We start from the raw sequence: 20,724 nt of genomic DNA on the forward strand, positions 1-20,724 counted from the left end.
CCGGCATGCTCCACCCTTGAGGAGCCTTGTCAATGGTGAATCAACAGGATAATGCATCCACAGGTGACATCCGTGTAACGTTCCGCAGTGTCTAACGAATTCCTACCGCATCCAGGACCTGATCGATGACCAGATCGTTGAGCAGGCGGCCCCGCCGGGTCACCTGGATTCTGTCGCCCACGGGCAGCAGGAGGCCCTGGTCGACCAGATCCTTAAGGATCTTCGGATCTACCGGACGACCCGCCAGCCTGGTCAGCCGATCCAGTCCCAGGCCTTCAGGCAGGCGCAGGGCCAGCATGACCGTCTCCTCAAGGTCCTGCCTCCAGCCCAGGAGCTCGGCATTCTGCCAGGGCACACGTCCGTCATCCATGGCGGCTGCCCAGTCCCTGGGGTGGGCGATGTCCCAGGAGCGGATGGCCCGGGCACGTCGCTCCCCCAGGCCGGGCTCCGGCGAAAGCCACCAGCGTGCCCCAGGATCGACCTCTTCCGTTGCTGCTTTTCCGGTGGCCCTGAACCCCGGCGAGACGGACGGCATAGGTTCCTGTTCCCGGACTTGGTCCACCGGCGCCATCCCCGTGTTCTGGCCATCCAGAGCACGATAATGGGAGTGGGCCCCGGGCCCGATGCCAGCCCAGTCCACGTTGTGCCAGTAGCCCAGGTTGTGGCGGCTCTCCTGGCCGGGACGGGCCCAGTTGGAGATCTCGTACCAGTAGAGGCCCGCCTGGGAGAGCATGTCATCGGCCATCTCGTACTTGGTGGCTTCGTCATCGTCATCGGGGGCGGGCAGCTGGCCCCGGCGCACGGCACGGCCCATCTTGGTGGTGGGTTCCAGGGTCAGGGCGTAGGCGGAGACATGGTCCACACCAAGGTCCAGGGCCGCCTGCAGGCTGGTCCGCCAATCCTCAAGCCGCTCTCCCGGCGTCCCGTAGATCAGGTCCACACTGGCCCTGAGTCCCAGATCCTGAGCAGCGGCCACATCAGTGGTCACATTGGCCGGGGTGTGGGTACGGTCCAGGGTGGCCAGGACGCTGGGCACCGCTGACTGCATGCCGAAGGAGACGCGGTTGATGCCGCCCCGGAGCAGCTGCTCCAGATAGGTCCGATCCACGGTGTCGGGATTGGCCTCGGTGGTGATCTCGGCCCCTGGGGACAGACCCCAGAGGTCGGCCACGGCCTCGACCATGCGCACCAGATCCTGGGCGGGCAGAATGGTCGGGGTGCCTCCGCCGAAGAAGATGGTCGACACGGGCGGCTCTATCAGGCCTCGGGAGGTCTGCCAGTCCCGGACCATGCGCATCTCCTGGATGGCCAGGTCGGCGTAGTGCTCCCGGCTGGCGCCCCCGCCCAGGTCCCGGGCAGTGTAGGTGTTGAAGTCGCAGTAGCCACAGCGGCGCATGCAGAAGGGCACATGGATGTAGACCTGGTAGGATCCCACCCGTTCAGCCCTCCTTCTTGGCGGCGGCCCGGATCTTGTCCTTGGTGTCCCGGTCCTGGGCCTGGCCTGTACTCAGGGCGGCGATGAAGGCCTCCTGAGGTACCTCGACATGTCCCAGCATCTTCATGCGCTTCTTGCCCGCCTTCTGCTTCTCCAGCAGCTTGCGCTTGCGGGTGATGTCGCCTCCGTAGCACTTGGCCAGCACGTCCTTGCGCAGAGCACTGATGGTCTCCCGGGCGATGATTCGCGACCCTATTGCCGCCTGGATGGGGATCTCGAACTGCTGGCGCGGAATCAGCTTGCGCAGCTTCTTGGTCATCATCACCCCGTAGGCGTAGGCCTTGTCCTTATGGACGATGGCCGAGAAGGCGTCGATCTTCTCCCCCTGGATGAGGATGTCCACCTTGACCAGGTCAGCGGACTGGGTGCCGTCGGGCTGGTAGTCCAGGCTGGCGTATCCCTTGGTCCGGCTCTTCAGCTGGTCGAAGAAGTCGAAGACGATCTCGGCCAGGGGCATCCTGTAGTGCATCTCTACGCGCTCGGGACTCAGGTACTCCATGGTTCCCATCTGCCCACGATGGTCCTGGCAGAGCTCCATGACCGGCCCGATGAACTCCTTGGGGGTGATGATGTCGGCACTGACCACCGGCTCTAGAATCTGACGAACCTTGCCGTCGGGGAACTCGCTGGGGTTGGTCACCGTGTGCTCGCTGCCGTCCTCCATGGTCACCTGGTAGGTGACGTTGGGGGCTGTGGCGATCAGATCCATGCCGAACTCCCTGCTCAGGCGTTCGGTGACGATCTCCATGTGCAGCAATCCCAGGAATCCACAGCGGAAGCCGAAGCCCAGGGCCACCGAGGTCTCCGGTTCATAAACCAGGGCGGCATCGTTGAGCTTGAGCTTGTCCAGGGCGTCACGCAGCTCGGGGAACTGGGCGTTGTCGATGGGGAAGAGCCCGGAATAGACCATGGGCTGGGGATCCTGGTAGCCGGGCAGGGGCTCCTTGGCGGGATTGGCCTCGGTAGTGACCGTGTCGCCCACCTTGGACTGGCTGACGTCCTTGACGCCGGTGATCACGTAGCCGACCTCGCCGGCACCCAGGGCCTTGGTGGGTGTCATGTCCGGGCTGATCACGCCCAGCTCGATGGGGTCGTGCACGGTCCCCCGGCCCATCATGCGGATCTTCTGGCGTTCCTTGAGCTCGCCGTCCACCATCCTGATGTAGGTGACTATTCCCCGATAGGAGTCGTAGACCGAATCGAAGATCAGGGCCCGGGCCGGGGCCTTGGGATCCCCCTTGGGGGCCGGTACCTGGTCCACGATACGGTCCACCAGTTCGCGGACCCCCTGGCCGGTCTTGCCTGACACCCGCAGCACCTCGTCCGTGGAGCAGCCGATCAGGTTGGCTATCTCCTCGGCGTGCTTGTCCGGCTCGGCCGAGGGCAGGTCGATCTTATTGAGGACGGGGATGATGGTCAGGTCATCCTCCAGGGCCATATAGAGGTTGGAGAGGGTCTGCGCCTCGATGCCCTGGGTGGCATCCACCAGCAGGACAGCGCCCTCGCAGGCCTCCAGGGCCCGGGAGACCTCGTAGGTGAAGTCCACGTGGCCGGGGGTGTCAATCATGCCCAGGGTGTATTCGACGCCGTCCTTGACCCAGGGCAGGCGGACGGCCTGGGACTTGATGGTGATGCCACGCTCCTGCTCGATGTCCATCCTGTCCAGGAACCGGTCGTGCATCTCGCGCTTGGGCACGATCCCGCTCAGCTGCAGGATCCGGTCGGCCACCGTGGATTTGCCGTGATCGATATGGGCGATGATGCAGAAGTTGCGGATCAGTGATTGGTCGGTGAATCCTGGTTGGTTCTTGGCTTCCTGCACCGGTCTGCTCTCCTCACGTACGTCTGGTCTAACGATTCTAGACGATGCCCTGGGCCGAAGCGCCCGCCCCTGGCGGATTCTTCTCCCGGTCGGGTGCTACTATGGTGGGTTGTCTGTACAGATACATTCATCGTTTGGAGCAACATTGGCAAACATCAAGTCGCAGAAGAAGCGGGTCATCACCAACGAAAAGGCGCACCTGCGCAACAAGGAGGTCAAGAGCGCAATCAAGACCTCCGTGCGTTCCGTGCGCAAGGCCGTGGATGCCGGTGACAAGGAGGCCGCTCAGGCTGCCTACCAGGTGGCCGCCCGCCGTCTGGACAAGGCCGCCGGCAAGGGCGTGATTCACCGCAACCAGGCCGCCAACCGCAAGTCCGGTCTGGCCAACGCCGTCAACGCCCTCTGAACCGGGTGCCCCATTGGGGCCGGTGACCCAAGCGCTTGGGTCACCGGCTCTTTTTGGTATTCGGGTCCTCGTCGGTGTGCTTGATGGTGACACTGATGTTCGACCGGCCACGCATCAGATGACGGATGGCCCTGGCAAGCTGGGCGTCACTGAGTGGGAGTCGGGCCGAGTGCCGGTTCACTGCCCCAGGCACCACGATGTCGAATTTTACCGAGATGATGCGCAGGACGACCACCAGGGCCACGATGGCCAGGTCCAGGATCATGTCGACCCGGGCCGGATAGAGCCCATGCTGCTGGGCGCGCGTGGAGGCCAGGGTCAGCAGGCAACCGATCAGGGAAGGCAACGCGTACCAGTGCTGGTCCTGGATGACCGCCGGCACCTGGTTGAGCAGGATGTCTCGCAGCAGTCCCCCGACCAGGGCCGTTGCCATCCCCATGAAGATGGCCGTCATGCCGCCGGTTCCACACATCAGAGCCTTGGCGGTCCCGTTGACGGCGAAGGATCCCAGGGCCATGGCATCGGTGACCAGCATGGACCAGGTCATACGGCTGATTTCAGGATGGGCGACAGCCACAACCAGGCCGGAAGCCAGGGTGACGATGACCGAGCCCTTGTCGGTGATTCCACTGGGCGGCACCTGACCCAGAAGAACGTCACGGACCACCCCACCGCCCAGGGCGCTGATCCAGGAAACCAAGAGGATGGCGATGATGTCGTAGCCCTTGCGCACGGCAGCCAGACCGCCCGAAAGCCCGCAGCTCAAGATGCCCAGGTACTCGATGACCATGAAGATGAGGTTCCCCTCCAAGGCCGTCTTCATCCCGCGCTTCTCCTCCCGGAATCGTCCCGCACTCAAATCTGTCTATAGATTAGCCAACCCCAAGGCTGAACAGGCCGGGGATGTGTCCAAGGCCACAAAGATGAAGGAAGGCGGCCCAGGGCAAAAAGTCGCCCTGAAGCCGCCTTCCTTTCAAGACCTGTCAGGCAGGAATGGGGTCAGTGCTCAGCAGACCTTCCACATCCAATCGTGCGGATCCTCGATCTCGCCCAGCTGGATGCCCAGGAGCTCGTTGCGCAGGTCCATGGTGACCTTGCCTGAACCACCGTCGGCCACCTGGACGTCGAAGTTCTCGGACTTGAAGCGCCCGATCGGGGTGATGATGGCGGCGGTCCCGCAGGCGAACACCTCGGTGACCTCGCCCGAACGGATGTCGTCCAGCAGGGTGTCCAGACGGATCATGGTCTCCACCACGTCACGACCGTGGTCCTGGGCCAGGGCGATCAGGGAGTTGCGGGTGACGCCGGGCAGAATGGTTCCGGTCAGGCTGGGGGTCTCCAGGTGTCCGTCCTTGTGGACGGTGAACATGTTCATGCCGCCCAGCTCCTCCAGGTAGGTCTTGGTGGCAGCATCGACGAAGCAGACCTGCTCGCAGCCGTGCTCGGCACCACGGTTCTCCCCCAGCAGGGAGGCCGCATAGTTACCGCCGCACTTGGCGAAGCCGGTGCCGCCGGGGCCGGTGCGGAACCACTTGTCCTCCACCCAGATGCTGACCGGCTTGACGCCGCCGGCGAAGTAGGGTCCCGAAGGCGAGGCGATGACGCAATAGTCCACTGCATGCGGGGCGCGCACGCCCAGGAAGGGTTCGGAGGCGAACATGTAGGGGCGCATATAGAGCGTGTACTCGCGCCGCTTCGGCACCCAGGCCGCGTCACGGCGGACCAGGGCCGCGACCGATCCCAGGAAGTCATCGGGCTCGAGCGGGGGCAGGGCCAGACGCTTGGCTGAATTGTAGAAGCGCTGGGCGTTGGCATCGGGTCGGAAGAGCCAGATGGAGCCGTCGTCGTGGTAGTAGGCCTTGAGTCCCTCAAAGGCCTCCTGGGCGTAGTGAAGCACCGAGGCCCCCGGATCTAGGTTAATCGGTCCGTAGGGCTCAACCCTGCGATCCTTCCAGCCGCCTTCCGAAGTCCATCCCATATGGGTCATGTTATCTGAGAAGAGCTGGCCGAAGGCGGGCTTGTCAATCAGCCGGGCACGCTCCTCGTCAGAGGCGGGATGATCGTTGGGAATGACCTTGAAAGCGTCCGCCAACTCATTGAGTGCCTTCGGGTCGTGATGTGATTGCTCTGCCATTATCTACCACTTCTTCTTGCTACTGTATTTGGTTGCTCGGGTGCGATGCTTATGGCGATGCCCGGTACCCGAACTATTGCATAGGCAGGCCTTGACCTGTTCGGCGCATTTCGCATTGTGACCGTCTTAGACAAAAAGGCCGCAGGATCCTGATGATCCCACGGCCTTGCAAATCGAACCTTCGGATTCACTCGCTCTGGGCGTCGGCCTCCGGAGCAGCTTCCGTATCGGCCTGTTCGGTCTCCTCGGTGGGGGTCTCCAGGCTTTCCTCCTTGGGGATCTCAACGGAGACAATGGATTCCTCCATATCGTCGATGATCAGCTCGGAGCCCTCGGGCAGATTGATGTCCTTGGCCAGGATCTTGTCGCCTTCGGCCAGGCCCTCAACGCTGATGTCGATGCGCTCGGGCAGATTGGACACGTCGGCGCGGACCTGCAGGTTCTGGGTGTCGATCAGGGCCACGGCAGCGCCCTTGGTCTCGCCACTGACGAAGACGGGTACCTCCACGGTGACCTTCTCGCCGGCGCGGACCTCATAGAAGTCGATGTGCTCCACCTGGCGCTTGACGGGGTTGCGCTGCACGTCTTTGACCACGGCCGTCTTGGTCTGCCCGCCGAAGCTGATGGAGAAGAGGGCGTTGGCGCGGCGCAGGGCCAGCGTGGTCTCACGCATGGGCAGCTTAATGTAGTCGGGCTGGGCGCCGCCGGCGTAGATGGTGGCTGGAATCTGCTGGGCCACGCGCATACGGCGTGCCGCTCCCTTGCCGAATTGGTCGCGGACTTCGCCCTCGAGCTTAATTGTGTTAGCCATGTTGGCTTCCTTCCTTGAGTGGTTCCTCAAGACCGACCTGGGCCGGTCCTGGCGCATCGCCGCGTCGGATTCCGGACCGCCAAAGGAAAGGCCGCCGATGATCCAGCCGAGTCGATAACGGAGACCGTGCGGTCTCCCTCGCCAAAGCAACGTGCCTACTTTAGCACCGGGCCCGCCCTTCTCCAAGTGGGCGGCTATTCTGGACATATCCCGCGATTATTGAAGGAGACAACGTGTCGTTACTAGCATCGGTCAAATCTTTTGTGACACACCAGGTGGGTCATGGGGAGGGACCGACTGGCGAGGAGGCCGCGGATCCGTCAGGTGCCGCCCAGCAAGCCCTCGCCCTGCCCAATACGCATTTCTGGTCAGCTGACTACGCCACCACCACGCGCATGGATCCTGCCTCGGGACTGCTTTCGGCCACTACCGCCGGCATGGGTCCGGTTCCTGACGACATGACTGTCTACGACATCTACGCTGATCGTGCCCGCCGCACCCCCGACCAGCCGGTTCTGCACTTTGTAGAGAACGGCAGCTGGACCTACCGGACCGGCCGAGAGATCCTGCACGACATCAGGACCACTGCCAAGGGCTTTTTGCACTACGGGCTGAAGAAGGGCGATGCCGTGGCCTTCATGTGCAGGACCAGCTACGAGTGGGACATCGTTGATGCCGCCGTCCTGTCCATCGGCGGGGTCATCGCCACCATCTACGACACCGATTCGGCCGAACAGATCCGATTCATCGTCAACAACTCCGATGCCAGGCTGCTGGTGGTGCAGACCGCCGAGATGCGGGCCAAGGCCGAGGGGGCCGACAAGGAGTGCCCCACCCTGGAGCGGATTGCCTGCCTGGAGTCCGGTGCCCTGCAGGAGCTGCAGGCCTATGGGGAGTCGGTCAGCGACGCCGAACTCGACGAGCGGATCAACTCCATCCGTAAGACCGACCTCTGCTCCATCGTCTACACCTCCGGTTCCACTGCGGCGCCCAAGGGCGTGGAGATGACCCATGAGCATTATTGCCAGCTGGCCAGGAACCTGAACGCCTTCATCCCCAATCTGACCCACGATCCGGATGGCTCCATCCTGCTCTTCCTGCCCCAGGCCCATACCTTCGCCCGGGCCATCAGCTACGGTGTCGTCTACGGGACCATGCACGTCTATATCTCCTCCGGACTGGCCACCCTGCTGTCCGACCTGCAGGAGTCCAAACCCACGGTGATTATCGGCGTACCCAGGGTCTTTGAGAAGGTCTACAACGCCGCCTCCCAAAAGGCCGGGCATGGCATCAAGGGGAGGATCTTCAACGGAGCGGCACGGGCGGCACGCACCTACATGGAGGACATCTCCCGCCAGGGCTGGCCGACCAGGCGCAGTGCCCTGCGGCGAGCCTTCTACGACCCGCTGGTTTATTCCTCCCTGCGCCAGGTCCTGGGCGGACGGGCCAAGTGGATCGTCTCCGGTGGCGCTCCCCTGGACCCGGAGCTGCTGGGGTTCTTCCGCGGATCCAATGTTCCGGTCTATGAGGGATACGGCCTGACCGAGACCACTGCACCCTGCGCCTTCAACCCCCTGGGCACTCCCTACCACAGAGGCTCGGTGGGCATCCCCTTCCCAGGATTCACCATCCGCATCGCATCGGACAGCGAGGTACAGATCAAGGGCGTCTGCGTTTTCCACCGCTATCACAAGAACGAGGAGGCCACCCGCGATTCATTCACCGAGGACGGCTGGTACGCCACCGGCGATCTGGGACGGCTCTCCCGTGACGGCTTCCTCTTCCTGACAGGGCGCAAGAAGGACCTAATCATCACGGCAGGAGGCAAGAACGTCTCACCCAGGCCCATCGAGGAGGTCATTGAGCGTTCCGAGATCGTCTCCCAGGCCCTGGTTCTGGGAGACAAGCGCCCCTTCATTTCAGCACTGGTAACCCTGAATGAGACCGCTTTACGGCCCTGGCTGGCCTCCAAGGGACTGGATCGGAACATGTCGTTGCAGGAGGCGTCGCAGAACGCCGTGGTCCGGGCCGAGGTCCAGGAGTATGTGGACCGGGCCAACGAGGGCGTCTCCCGGGCCGAATCTGTGCGCAAGTTCATCATCCTGCCCGAGGAGTTCACCCAGGACAACGGGCTGATGACACCATCCATGAAGGTGATCCGGCCCAAGGTCATCGAGCGCTACGCCGACCTGCTCAACACCCGGATGTATACAGCCAAGCGCACCCCGGCACCCCGCCGCTGAGCGCGATCAGAACCCCAGGCGCTCCAGTTGCTTGGGGTCGGTCTGCCAGTTGCGGGCCACCTTGACGTGCAGATCCAACCGGACCTTGCGTCCCATGGTCCGGTTGACGGCGGTGCGTAGCTTCTTCTTCACCCGGACCAGGTGCTCGGCTCCCCGCCCGATGACGATGGGCTTCTGCGAATCGCGCTCTACGTAGATACCTATATGGACAGTGTCGCGCCCGCCCTCCGGATCCGGCTCGATGGACTCCACACGGACAGCCAGGGAGTGCGGCAGCTCGTCGTCGAGTTCCTCCAGGTAGGCTCCGCGGACCAGCTCGGCGATCATGTCCTCGGGACGCTCCTCGGTCAGCTGGTCATCCGGGTAGAGCTGAGGACCCTCGGGCATGGCATCCATCAACACCTGGGCCACCTCGTCCACGTTGTCAGCCTCCAGGGCGCTGACCGGAACGATCTGGGAGAAGTCGGCGAAGGCGCCGATCTCCAGGAGCTTGTCCACCAGTTGGCCCTTGCTCAGCTGGTCAATCTTGGTCACTACAGCAATCAAGGGCTTTCGCCAGATCCACTTGCCGTCCTTGTCCTTGCGGGCGAAGTCGGACCGCAGCCGGCTCAAAATGCGACGGTCGCCAGGGCCTATGGCCTGGTCGGCCGGCAACAAAAAGGCAATGGCATCCACATCCGACAGGGAGGCCTCCACCACGTCGTTGAGCCGCTGGCCCAACAGGGTGCGCGGACGGTGAATGCCCGGGGTATCAACTAGGACCACCTGGGCCTCTGGCCGGGTCATGATTCCCCGGATGGCCTTGCGGGTGGTCTCCGGCCGGGAGGAGGCGATGGCGATGGGCCTGCCCACTAGGGCGTTCATGAGCGTGGACTTGCCCACATTGGGCCGGCCCACTACCGCCACGAATCCCGATCGATGGACCGGTGCCTTGGCCTCGCTCTGTTCTTCCTTGGTCATGAGTTCTCCTGACTGTCCTGCTCGGGTTGGTCACTGTCGGCCTGTTCGTCTTCCTGCTCCGCACCGTCCTCCAGGGCGAGGCTGGATCCGTTGGCCGGCTCGACCTCGATGGTGGCGATCTTCTTGCGGCGGCCGACCGCTTCGCCCGCAGTCAGCCTGATTCCCCGGGTCACCGCCGATGAACCTGAGACCGGCACGGAGCCCAGCAGCTTGGTCAACAGGCCATAGACCGTATCCACGTCATCCTCGCCGATGGTGATCTCGTAGAGCTCCTCCAGGTCGGCGATGGGCGTGCGGACCGGCAGTTGCCAGGTGTGCGAGCCGATCTGCTTGGGCTCGTCGTGCTGGACCCGGTCGTGCTCATCCTCCAGCTCGCCCACGATCTGCTCGATGGCATCCTCAATGGTGACCAAACCGGCTATGCCCCCGTACTCGTCCACAACCACAGCCAGGTGGTGGCGTGAGCGTTGCATGTAGTGGAAGAGGTCGTCCACGGGCTTGGACTCTGGCACCAGAACGGGACGACGGATGATGGAGGCAACTGATCTGTCACCCTTGCGGTTGAAGGCCAGGGCACGGACCACGTCCTTCAAATAGACGATACCGACCAGGTCATCCACGTCTTCACCAATGGCGGGAATACGGGAGAATCCCGACCGGGAGAAGAGCTTCAGAGCCGAATCCAAACTGGCATCCTTGGAGATGCAGATCATGTCGGTGCGAGGAACCATGATTTCGCGTGTCAGCGTAGTCGATAGTGTCAGCACATTCTTCAACATCTCGGAGATCTCGGGATCAAAGGCACCGGCCTCCACCAGCTGGTCGACCATGGCCCGACCCTGTTCGATCTGGATCTTCTCCAGTTCCTCGTCGTCGGAAAGTTCGCCGCGAAGGTTTTTGCGGGCACTGGCTTCAGCCTGCCGTCGACGCTTGAAGGGGGTCAACAGAACAGCCATCCCGACCAGGCGCACGTGTTTGAGCAACGCTTCCATGGGCTGACGGGAACGACCACGAGGGCCCAGGGTGACGGAGATGGCAGCCACCAGGATGGCCATGACCACTCCGCACAGCAGCTGCTCCCAGAGAGGCATGCCACCAAGAGCAGCCATGCAGGCCACCAGGACGCCGACCATGATGTCACAGATAATGCGGAAAAAGGCACAGGCGCTTCCAGTCACCTGCCGCTGGGAGATTAGGTTCTGGGCCCGATGAATGCGGTCGATTCGCTTCATCCTGGAGAACTGGCTGAGTTCCTGGTCGGTCTGCAGGCCCAAAATCAAATTGTTGAGACTGGATCGGGTCACTCTGTTGAGCGCCCCCTGGGCCTCGGCCAGCGCCAGGGAGAGTATGACCAAGGCGATAATGGCCAAAGCCATGACCACCATGGCGGCTATGGTCCGCTCATTCATGAGATTTGCCTCTCTGAGAGGCACCACGGCCGTACCGCTCATAGATCTCCAAAGCATTGGTGGCTCCGGCCGGCAGCGCGGCATTCGCAATGGGCCCCTGGCGCAAGGCCAGGAAGGTCAGCAGCAGCTGGCGCTGCAGTCCGAACATCTGCGCCTCCTGCTCCCTGCTGGCGTGGTCGTATCCAAGCAGATGCAGGGTGCCGTGAATCGCCAGCAGCAGCATCTCCTCCATGGTGGAATGACCGGCAGCCAGAGCCTGCTGTGCCGCCACCCAGGGGCAGATGACGATGTCGCCCAGGATGCCCTCCTGCCGATGGTTCTCGTCGCCGGGACGCAGCTCGTCCATAGGGAAGCTCATGACATCAGTAGGGCCGACCAGGTTCATCCAGCGCTCGTGCAGCACCGCCATGGGCTCGGGATCGTTGAAGATGATAGTCATGTCGGACTGGGTGCTCACCCGCATCTGGTCCAGCACCCACACTCCCAGATCGGAGAAGGTTTTGGCATCGATCAGCCATTGGGTCTCGTTGGTCACTTCAACGCTCATGCCTGCTCCCGTCTCCGGCTGCGGGCTTGATCGGCGCGGTCGTAGGCCCGGACAATCTGCCCGACCAGCCGATTGCGCACCACATCGGCCGCCTGCAGGTGCACGAAGGCGATATCGTTGATGCCGTGCAGCACCTGTTCGATAGTCGCAAGACCAGATGCAGGCCCGCCCAAATCCACCTGGGTGACGTCGCCGGTAATGACCATCTTGGTGTTGAAGCCCAGGCGGGTCAGGAACATCTTCATCTGCCTGCGCGTGGTGTTCTGCGCCTCATCCAGAATGACAAAGGCATCGTTCAGGGTGCGCCCACGCATGTAGGCCAGCGGAGCCACCTCGATGGTCTCGTCGGCCAGAAGGCGGTGGAGCCTTGAAGTGCCCAGCATGTCAGCCAGTGCATCGTAGAGGGGCCGCAAGTAGGGGTCGACCTTCTCATTGAGGGTGCCGGGGAGAAAGCCCAGGCTCTCCCCCGCCTCCACGGCAGGCCTGGTCAGAATGATGCGCCCGATACGCCCGGCCCGGAATTCCTGAACGGCCTTGGCCACCGCCAGATAGGTCTTGCCGGTGCCGGCCGGTCCGATGCCAAAGGTGATGGTATGCGTTTCGATGGCGGCCACGTAGGCGGACTGGCCGGCGGTCTTAGGCCTGATCGGACCCTTGGAAGCCTGGGTCAGAGGGCGGCGGCGAACTGCAGCTGGGGCTGCCTGACGTGGTTGGTCAATGCCTTCCAGAGCGTTGTTCCGCTCCGACTCTGCCATAGCTGTCTGCCCATAATCGCGGTCTACAGAAGTATGGTTTATCGTATTGCGATCCTGAGTATTGCGGTCTGTAATTTTCTGCTCTTCCGGATGGGAGTAATCGGCTGCGTCGGCGTTCCCCAAACGGCGGTGGTCCAGTATTCGCCCCACCTGATCGGCATCCACGGGAACCTGATCGGCGTTCTGCATGAGTTCGGTCAGTAGATCCCTGATCTGTGCCGCCTCAACGTCGCCCTGCCGGTCCTGAGCCCGCAGCATAATCCGGTTGCCACGAACCAGGATAGACACTGCCGGGAAGGCACGCTCGATCCTGTCAATGACTGCGTCTTCCGGCCCCAACACCTGAACCGGGTCGATTCCCTCCGGAATCTCCAGGGTTCGCGTAGTTACCGCCACGGATTCCCTTCCTGCACGATGACGATGGTGAACATGGGCTTCACTCGGGCAGCACCTGTCCGGTCAGGACGTGGGCGTGGACATGAAAGACCGATTGGCCGGCATCCTCCCCCGTGTTGAAAATCAGCCGGTAGGCTCCGTGGAAATCCTGGTCGGCGATCTGCTGCGCCACCTGGACGATGTGGGCCAGGGTGTTGGGATCGGCCTTGGCCAATTCCGCCACGGACGCGTAGTGGTGACGCGGGACGATCAGGACATGCACGGCGGCCTTGGGGTTGGCATCCTTGAAAGCGTAGACGGTCTCATCCTCATAGACCTTTTCGCTGGGTACCTCCCCTGCCACAATTCTGCAGAAAATGCAACCCTCCTGCCGGTCGTCATCGCTCATGACCACTCCTCACTGTTTGCTGACAATGCTGTTTTCGTTGTTTCCCATCTTATGGGCGAGGATGTATATTGCGCGCGACTTCATGCGCTGGGCTCAGGGGCTTCCGACTGCCAGCGACCCAGCATGTCCGCCAGCAGGGTCAGGGCCACAGGTCCGGCCAGAGCGGCTCGGAGGATGTTCCCGCCCAACCGGACCGGCAGGGCCCCTTCCCTCATCAAGGCCTGGACCTCCTGATCGGCAATCCCACCCTCAGGACCCACAACTACGGCGACCGAGGAGCCAGCTGGCAACTTGTCGACACGTTTACGAACTGCATCCCATCCAAGGTCGGCATCCTGGTGCAAGACCAGAACCAGGCTTCCCTGACCGGTCGCCTTCCGGCACCAGGAGGCCAGACTATGGCTGTCCACCTTGCTCAACAATCGAGGACGATAGGCCCTCCGGCTCTGCTCGGTGGCCGCATTCAAGGCGGTCAGCCAGTGCCGTTCGTTGCGGCCGGTGCGCCATTTGGCTATGGACCGGTCAGCCTGCCAGGGCATGACCTGATCGACTCCGATCTGGGTGGCCATGTCAATGGCCTGCTCGTCCCTGCCGCCCTTGGCCAAGGCCTGAACAAGAATCAGTTCCTTCTCGGGAGGTGCCTGTCGCCCCACAGCGGTAACCTCCACCAAGCCGGTCGAAGCATCCCTGACCAGAGCGCTGATGCGCAGTCCACTTCCGTCCGATAGATCCAGCTGGTCCCCATTCTTCAGCCTCATGGAGCCCAGGGCATGGCGACGGATGCGCTCGGGCAGGGTCAGGCGCCAGCCTGTATGGAGCTCATCGCTGGCCAATGGGGAATCATCATGGTCGGGATCCAGCAGGAAGAGGGGTGCAGTCATGGTGTTAGGCTACAGCTCGCCACCGAAAAGCACTCTCGATGACGACACGCTCCTCCAATCGCCCAGTGCGCGATGCCGCCCAAGATGCTATGATTATCTCCGTTGCGATTACGCACCTGTCCGGGTGGCGGAATGGTAGACGCGCTAGCTTGAGGTGCTAGTGCCTATATATATACAGGCGTACGGGTTCAACTCCCGTTCCGGACACTCAATCTCCCCTCGATGGGAACTATCAAGGTTCACATCTGTCATGCTTTTTGCTTTTATTGAAAAAAAAAAAATATGTATGCTGACAATCGTTATTTTCACTAGTCCGGCTGACCAATACGGCTCTTTTGGACTCATTATTCGCATTCTTCATCAAAATGACCCATGCTTGATTTTCGGTTGTGCCACCTATGCTGTTGACAGAACAAGGCTCAGTCAGCGGTCCCAGGACCAGAAGGAGGAACGGCAGGCGTGCTCAGGGTGAGAATCGACTCCATCGAGGATGACAGAATCGAGGCTTATACCAGGCTGACCGAGCCGCAACTGCGCAATCGTCTGGAACCAGCTAAGGGCCTGTTCATCGCGGAGTCCCCCAAAGTCATCGCCCGTGCTCTGGATGCCGGGGTTGAGCCCATCTCCTTCCTGGTGGAAGAACCCTGGCTGGAGGGGATGCGTTCAATGTTCGACCAGGTGGACGCAGCCTTCGGACACAACGTTCCCGTCTACGTGGCCAGCCCTGCACAGCTCAAGACCATAACCGGGTACCGGCTTCATCGAGGCGCGCTGGCGGCCATGCGACGCTGGCCTTTGCCCACCGTTGAGCAAATCTGTCGACCGGCAAGGCGAGTGGCCGTCATGGAAAACATAGTTGATCACACCAACATCGGCGCCCTGATGCGTTCTGCGGCAGCCCTGCAGGTGGACGCGGTCCTGGTCACCCCCTCCTGCTCTGACCCCCTTTACCGCAGGGCCGCACGGGTCTCCATGGGCACGGTCTTTCAAGTTCCCTGGACTAGGATCGGCGGCGATGACATCCACGCCTGGCCCGATCAGGGCATGCACCAACTGCATGATCTGGGCTTCACCACGGCGGCCATGGCCCTGAACCGGGATGCCATCAGCCTGGATGAATTGGCTGAACGCCTAGGGCCAGGGCAGGACCAGATCGATCGCCTGGCCCTGATCTTCGGCACAGAAGGCGACGGGCTGAGCCAGAGGACCATCGCCCGGGCGGACCTGACCGTGCGCATCCCCATGAGCCACGACGTGGACAGTCTGAACGTGGCTGCATCAAGCGCCGTGGCTTTCTATGCAACCAGACCCGAACACGATAGCTGAGCCAAGTCTGGCAACTACGCCCAGACAGCCAGTTGAGCTCGTTAACAAACTGACCGAGCCGGCCAACTGATTCCTGCCAACCGACTGAACCCACCTAGCAACTGACCGGGCTAGTGAATTGGACCCATGCTACCTAGCGGATTCGTGGTGTCTCAGCCGCTTCACTCCATGACCGAGTCGAGTACTGAATACCGGACAACCATTGACATTCGGCGATACTTTTCAGCAGGCAACGTTCGAGAATCAGGCAACCACCGAGTGTCGGATGCCGTTGACGCGATCAGCTCTGCTGGGAGGCGACCTGCGAATCCTCATGAATGTAGTCGTCCGGATCGATGGTCCCCCGCCAGCGGCCGACGGCCTTGAGACCGTGGTACATGACCAGAGTGGCGACCGAGCCGATGGCGATGCCGTTGAAGCTGACCCCGGCCACCGCGAAGGTGAAGTCCGCGATGCCCACGATCATGACGACGGCGCCCACGGTCATGTTGACGGACTTACCGAAGTCCACCTTGTTCTCCACCCAGATACGGATGCCCAGCATGCCGATCATGCCATAGAGCATGGTGGTAACCCCGCCCAGAACGCCGGTGGGAATGGTGTTGATGATGGCCCCGAACTTGGGGCACAGGGAGAGCAGGAAGGCAAAGATGGCGGCGCACCAGTAGGCGGCCGTGGAGTAGACCTTGGTGGCGGCCATGACGCCGATGTTCTCTGCGTAAGTAGTGGTGCCCGAGCCTCCGCCCAGCCCGGCCAACGTGGTGCCCAGTCCGTCGGCCATCAGGGCGGTTCCGATCTGATCGTCATAATCACGGCCGGTCATCAGGGCCACAGACTTGACGTGACCGATGTTCTCGGCCACCAAGACCAACACTACCGGGATGAACATGGCCAAGACAGACGGGTCGGCCTGAGGAGTGTGGAAGTGAGGTAGACCGAACCAGGCAGCCTTTTCCACAGCAGCGAAGTCCACCTGGCCCTGGGTGACTGCGAAGATGTAGCCGACAATGACGCCCAAAAGGATGTTGAGACGGCCGATCAGGCCCTTGAAGAGGACGGCTATCAGCATGACAGCCACCAGGGTGATCAGGGCGGTCAGCGGGGCGGATTTGAAGTTCTTCCAAGCCGAAGGGGCCAGGTTGAAGCCGATGATGGCCACAATGGCACCGTTGACCACCGGGGGCATGATCATATCGATCCATCGCGAGCCCGCAAAGTGGACGATCAGGCCGATCAGGAAGAGCAGGGCTCCGGTGACCATGATTCCGAAGGAGGCCACAGCCAGACCCTTATGGGCGGTGGTCACTGCCAGGACCGGGGCGATGAAGCCGAAGGAACTGCCCAGGTAGGAGGGCAGACGGTTGCGGTTGATCAGCAGGAAGAGGGCCGTGGACATGGCCGTGAAGAAGAGGGTGGTTGAGGGGTCGAATCCGGTCAGGATAGGAACCAGGAAGGTGGATCCGAACATGGCGATGACATGCTGGGCACCAATACCCGCTGTCCGTGGCCATGTGAGTCGCTCATCGGGTTCCACAACCTCACCCGGAGCCAATGTTTTCCCGTCGCCGTGCAGTTTCCAGCCCATGGACAATGCCATCTCACTGTGCTTTCTCTCGTGCGCCGTGCCGGTCACGGCGGACCGGAATCATCAGTATATTCGCATGGGAGGACCCGAAGCGACCTATCAGGCAGATGGTCTTACTGATAGGTGGGCATGTTCTCGAAGTTGAAACCGATGGCGGCCAACTGCTCACGACCCTCAGGGGTGATCATGTCCAGGGTCCAGCGCGGCGACCAGGTCCAGTCGATGCGGAACTCCTCGACCAGGCCCGCCAGAACGCTGGCGCACTGATCCTCGATCAGGTCAGTCAGTGGGCAGGCTGGCGTGGTCAGGGTCATGGTGATGATGGCCCTTCCCAGTTCGTCGATTTCGATGCCATAGACCAGTCCCAGATCAACCACGTCAATACCCAGCTCGGGATCGATGACCTGGTGCAGGGCCTCTCTGACATCCTCGGCTGTGGCCCGACCGATGTCGTCGACGGCCTTGAGGGGGATGGCCTCCTCAGCGGCGGCCTCAGCATCAGCGGCATTCTGGTCTGCAGTTTTCTCGCTACCGGCAACCGACGCACTGGCCGAGGTTTGGTTATTCGAACCCTGGTCCGCAGACGCATCTTCAGGGGAAACTTCTGATGTAGCTTCTTGAGCATGCTGATCGTCGGACTTGGTCATATCGGGCTTCTTGTCCGCCTGGCCATCGACCTGACGCATGGAACCACCCTCGGCCGACTTCAGAACTGTTTCAGCACCCAAAGGATTACTGGCCAGCGCCTGTGCCGTGCCGGGATCGCTGATGGCTCTGCCCACTGAGGCCAGGATAGAGTCCTCGGGTTCGGGCACCAGATTCGTATTATCGCTCATACCTGCTCCTCCTTCTCACCTTTGTCGCCTTCTTTTCCAGCTGACAGGGCTTGGGCTACTGAGGCCTTCATGCCTTCCCAGCCCAATAGGGCGCACTTGATTCGCATGGGGTACTTTGACACGCCCTGGAAGACCATGGCATCGCCAAGAGCGTCCTGGGCCTGCTCGTCCTCGAGTCCAGCTCCACGCGATTCCATGAGCTTGCGGAAGTCAGCAGCCAGGTCCATGGCATGATCAACGGTCTGCCCCTGGACCAAATCCACCATGATGGACAGACTGGCCTGGCTGATTGAACAGCCTGAACCCTGCCAGACGATTCTCTGGATGAGGTCGGGGCCTCCCTGCTCGCCTTGCGCCACCTCCACATGGATGGTTGCCTGATCCCCGCAGGTGGGATTGAACTGATGGGACTCGGCAGCCAAGCAGGCCTCGTGCTCCACCCTGATGGTCACGCCGTCGCCATCCGGGTCCTCCCCCGCATCAGCCTGATCTCCTACACGTCCGTGAGGTTTCCGGGCGGCGTCCAGGATCACCTCCTGGTACATCTGCTCCAGTTCCTCGTCATCCATCCCGAAATCCGCCATGTTCTTAAACCTACCAGTATGTCCTTGCTAAATCCGTCTATGCGCTGCCGGTGAATGCCCTCAGGCCACTCGGAAGAACTTGCGGACTCCAGAGACGGCATCCAGCAGGGCATCCGTGTCGGCCACGGTATTGTAAACGCCGGTCGAGGCCCGGTTGGATGCCATCAAGCCAAAGTGACGATGCACCGGTTGGGCGCAGTGGTGCCCTACGCGGATGGCAATGCCGCGCGAATCCACATACTGGCCCACGTCATGGGGATGAACACCTTGCACATCAAAGGCGACCGTGCCGATCCGGTCCTCTGGGGTGGTCGGTCCTAGGATGCGTACTCCGTCCAACTCCCCCAGCCTCAACAGACCGGCGGTGATGGCCTTCTCGTGTTCGGCCATGTTCTCCATGCCCAGATCCATCAGCCAATCGGCGGCTACCCCAGCACCGATCATCTGAGCCACCGGCTGGGTGCCGGCCTCGAACCGGGCTGGAGGATCCATGTAGCTGGCTGGGCGGTCCAGATAGGCCAGCTCCACCATGGATCCGCCGAACGAAGCAGGAGGCAGGGCCTCCAGCAACTCACGGCGGCCATAGAGGAAGCCTACGCCGGTGGGACCATACATCTTGTGGGCACTCCAGGCGGCGAAGTCCACGTCCATGGCGTGCAGGTCCACAGGCAGATGAGGCACCGACTGGCAAACGTCCAACACCACTAGGGCGCCCACCTGGTGGGCACGGCGGACGAGGGGTTTGATGTCTGTGATGGCACCGGTCACATTGCTGACGTGGGTGACGGCGACCACCTTGGTCCGCTCCGTAATGACCTGATCGGCAGTATCGGCCAGAACGCGGCCCTCCGGATCCAGATCAAAGTACCTGAGGACCGCCCCGGTCCGGTAGCAAAGCTCCTGGAAGGGCAGGAGGACCGAGTGATGCTCAGCCTTGCTGACCACGACCTCATCCCCGGGCTTCAGAGCGAATCGACGGGCCGCTTTGCCTCCGCGACCCAGGCTGGCATTGCCGAAGGCAGTGGCCAGCAGGTTCAGGGCGGCAGTGGCCCCGGCAGTGACCACGATCTCCTCGCCGCCCTCCTGGCTCTCCGCGCCGACCAGGGCGGCCACGCGGGAGCGGGCATGTTCGAAGGCCATGGTGCTGCGGGCTGCCAACTCATGAGCCCCCCGGTGCACCCCGGCGTTGTCCTTCAAGTAGAAGTCCCGAACGGCATCGATGACCGCCAGGGGCTTCTGAGCCGTTGCGGCCGAATCCAGATAGACCAGAGGGTGGCCATGCACCTGCTGGTCCAGAATCGGAAACTGCTGCCGAATGCTGTCATCAATGACCATTGCGGACCTTTTCTCTTATCTTCTCTTATCCTCAGGCCAGGGCTGATTCAGAGTCGGCGCCCTCGGGCAGGTACTGGTCGTACCCGGTCTCCTCCAGGGTGTCGGCCAGCTCAGGGCCACCGGTCTTCACAAAGCGGCCATCGGCGAAAACGTGGACGATGTCAGGCTTGATGTACTTGAGAATCCTGGTGTAGTGGGTAACCATGAGCACACCCATGCCGGTATTCTCCTTGGCCCTGTTGACCCCTTCGGAGACGATGCGCAGGGCATCCACGTCCAGACCGGAGTCGGTTTCGTCCAGGATGGCGAACTTAGGCTTGAGCAGCTCCAGCTGCAGGACCTCGGCACGCTTCTTCTCGCCGCCTGAGAAGCCCTCGTTGACCGAGCGCTGGGCAAACTTGGGATCCATGCGTAGCCGCTTCATGGCTTCATTCAGATCCTTGGTCCACTGACGGATGGCCGGGGCCTTGCCGTCGACCTCGGTCTTGGCGGTACGCAGGAAGTTGGTCATGGATACACCGGGCACCTCGACCGGGTACTGCATGGCCAGGAAGAGCCCGGCCTTGGCTCGCTCGTCTGGGGTCATCTTGAGCAGATCCTGCCCATCCAGCAGGGCCTGGCCTGAATCCACCTCGTACTTGGGATGCCCGGCCAGGGTGTAGGCCAGGGTGGACTTCCCCGACCCGTTGGGACCCATGATGGCGTGGGTCTCGCCGGAGTGGACGGTCAGCGTGGCCCCCTTGAGGATCTGCTTGCGACCCTCCTTGGTCTCCACCGAGACGTGCAGATCCTTGATTTCCAATGTGGACAT

Annotated in this window: 19 protein-coding genes and 1 tRNA gene; 4 read left to right on the forward strand and 16 right to left on the reverse strand. The window is 62.1% G+C overall.

Annotated elements, in window-relative coordinates; all coding sequences use genetic code 11:
- Positions 1–91: 91 nt before the first annotated feature.
- Positions 92–1,435, reverse strand: a complete 1,344-nt coding sequence (gene hemW, locus DKK74_RS04265; protein WP_110412962.1) for a radical SAM family heme chaperone HemW — start codon at positions 1,433–1,435, stop codon at positions 92–94.
- 4 nt (positions 1,436–1,439) lie between these two features.
- Positions 1,440–3,317, reverse strand: coding sequence for a translation elongation factor 4 (gene lepA / locus DKK74_RS04270; RefSeq protein WP_110412963.1), 1,878 nt, complete (start codon positions 3,315–3,317; stop codon positions 1,440–1,442).
- A gap of 145 nt (positions 3,318–3,462) precedes the next feature.
- Here lepA and rpsT point away from each other — a divergent pair, with 145 nt between their 5' ends.
- Complete coding sequence (rpsT, locus tag DKK74_RS04275; RefSeq protein WP_015021872.1) at positions 3,463–3,723, forward strand: 30S ribosomal protein S20; 261 nt, start codon at positions 3,463–3,465, stop codon at positions 3,721–3,723.
- Between the two features lie 40 nt (positions 3,724–3,763).
- On the opposite strand, the gene DKK74_RS04280 is transcribed toward rpsT, so the two are convergent.
- From DKK74_RS04280 to DKK74_RS04290, 3 genes are all read right to left on the reverse strand, one after another.
- Positions 3,764–4,546 (reverse strand): trimeric intracellular cation channel family protein, encoded by a 783-nt coding sequence (locus tag DKK74_RS04280; RefSeq protein ID WP_110412964.1) that lies wholly within the window; start codon positions 4,544–4,546, stop codon positions 3,764–3,766.
- Positions 4,547–4,729: 183 nt separating this feature from the next.
- On the reverse strand, positions 4,730–5,857 hold the full coding sequence (locus DKK74_RS04285) for a branched-chain amino acid aminotransferase (protein ID WP_110412965.1): 1,128 nt from the start codon (positions 5,855–5,857) through the stop codon (positions 4,730–4,732).
- A gap of 187 nt (positions 5,858–6,044) precedes the next feature.
- Positions 6,045–6,668 (reverse strand): 50S ribosomal protein L25/general stress protein Ctc, encoded by a 624-nt coding sequence (locus DKK74_RS04290; protein WP_110412966.1) that lies wholly within the window; start codon positions 6,666–6,668, stop codon positions 6,045–6,047.
- Between the two features lie 233 nt (positions 6,669–6,901).
- On the opposite strand from DKK74_RS04290, the gene DKK74_RS04295 reads away from it, so the two are divergent.
- Positions 6,902–8,911 carry an AMP-dependent synthetase/ligase gene (locus DKK74_RS04295; RefSeq protein ID WP_110412967.1) on the forward strand — a complete coding sequence of 670 codons (2,010 nt, stop codon included), beginning with the start codon at positions 6,902–6,904 and terminating at the stop codon, positions 8,909–8,911.
- Between the two features lie 6 nt (positions 8,912–8,917).
- On the opposite strand, the gene era is transcribed toward DKK74_RS04295, so the two are convergent.
- The 6 genes from era to DKK74_RS04325 form a co-directional block, all read right to left on the reverse strand.
- Positions 8,918–9,871, reverse strand: a complete 954-nt coding sequence (gene era / locus DKK74_RS04300; RefSeq protein ID WP_110412968.1) for a GTPase Era — start codon at positions 9,869–9,871, stop codon at positions 8,918–8,920.
- Positions 9,868–11,280, reverse strand: a complete 1,413-nt coding sequence (locus DKK74_RS04305; RefSeq protein WP_110412969.1) for a hemolysin family protein — start codon at positions 11,278–11,280, stop codon at positions 9,868–9,870. The genes era and DKK74_RS04305 overlap by 4 nt, the downstream gene beginning before the upstream one ends.
- A complete protein-coding gene (gene ybeY, locus DKK74_RS04310; protein WP_046322961.1) occupies positions 11,273–11,827 on the reverse strand; it encodes an rRNA maturation RNase YbeY in 555 nt (184 codons plus the stop codon). The genes DKK74_RS04305 and ybeY overlap by 8 nt, the downstream gene beginning before the upstream one ends.
- Positions 11,824–12,978, reverse strand: coding sequence for a PhoH family protein (locus tag DKK74_RS04315; protein WP_110412970.1), 1,155 nt, complete (start codon positions 12,976–12,978; stop codon positions 11,824–11,826). Before DKK74_RS04315 ends, ybeY begins: the two co-directional genes overlap by 4 nt.
- A gap of 40 nt (positions 12,979–13,018) precedes the next feature.
- On the reverse strand, positions 13,019–13,366 hold the full coding sequence (locus tag DKK74_RS04320) for a histidine triad nucleotide-binding protein (RefSeq protein ID WP_110412971.1): 348 nt from the start codon (positions 13,364–13,366) through the stop codon (positions 13,019–13,021).
- A gap of 80 nt (positions 13,367–13,446) precedes the next feature.
- On the reverse strand, positions 13,447–14,247 hold the full coding sequence (locus DKK74_RS04325; protein ID WP_110412972.1) for a 16S rRNA (uracil(1498)-N(3))-methyltransferase: 801 nt from the start codon (positions 14,245–14,247) through the stop codon (positions 13,447–13,449).
- Positions 14,248–14,365: 118 nt separating this feature from the next.
- Between DKK74_RS04325 and DKK74_RS04330 the strand changes: the two genes are divergently transcribed.
- A tRNA-Leu gene (locus tag DKK74_RS04330) sits at positions 14,366–14,454 on the forward strand.
- A gap of 252 nt (positions 14,455–14,706) precedes the next feature.
- A complete protein-coding gene (locus DKK74_RS04340) occupies positions 14,707–15,573 on the forward strand; it encodes a TrmH family RNA methyltransferase (RefSeq protein ID WP_110412974.1) in 867 nt (288 codons plus the stop codon).
- Positions 15,574–15,853: 280 nt separating this feature from the next.
- On the opposite strand, the gene DKK74_RS04345 is transcribed toward DKK74_RS04340, so the two are convergent.
- The 5 genes from DKK74_RS04345 to sufC form a co-directional block, all read right to left on the reverse strand.
- Entirely contained in the window at positions 15,854–17,170 is a 1,317-nt protein-coding gene (locus DKK74_RS04345; protein WP_110412975.1) for a uracil-xanthine permease family protein, read from the reverse strand.
- Between the two features lie 101 nt (positions 17,171–17,271).
- A complete protein-coding gene (locus tag DKK74_RS08850) occupies positions 17,272–17,994 on the reverse strand; it encodes a metal-sulfur cluster assembly factor (RefSeq protein WP_110412976.1) in 723 nt (240 codons plus the stop codon).
- Positions 17,991–18,578, reverse strand: a complete 588-nt coding sequence (gene sufU / locus DKK74_RS04355) for a Fe-S cluster assembly sulfur transfer protein SufU (RefSeq protein WP_110412977.1) — start codon at positions 18,576–18,578, stop codon at positions 17,991–17,993. The genes DKK74_RS08850 and sufU overlap by 4 nt, the downstream gene beginning before the upstream one ends.
- Positions 18,579–18,638: 60 nt before the next feature.
- Entirely contained in the window at positions 18,639–19,913 is a 1,275-nt protein-coding gene (locus DKK74_RS04360; RefSeq protein WP_110412978.1) for a cysteine desulfurase, read from the reverse strand.
- Between the two features lie 31 nt (positions 19,914–19,944).
- The gene (gene sufC / locus DKK74_RS04365; RefSeq protein ID WP_029678566.1) at positions 19,945–20,724 is read right to left on the reverse strand and encodes a Fe-S cluster assembly ATPase SufC; all 780 of its coding nucleotides are present in this window, start codon (positions 20,722–20,724) and stop codon (positions 19,945–19,947) included.

Origin of the sequence: Bifidobacterium asteroides (assembly GCF_003202755.1) — a bacterium.
GTDB lineage: Bacteria > Actinomycetota > Actinomycetes > Actinomycetales > Bifidobacteriaceae > Bombiscardovia > Bombiscardovia asteroides_F.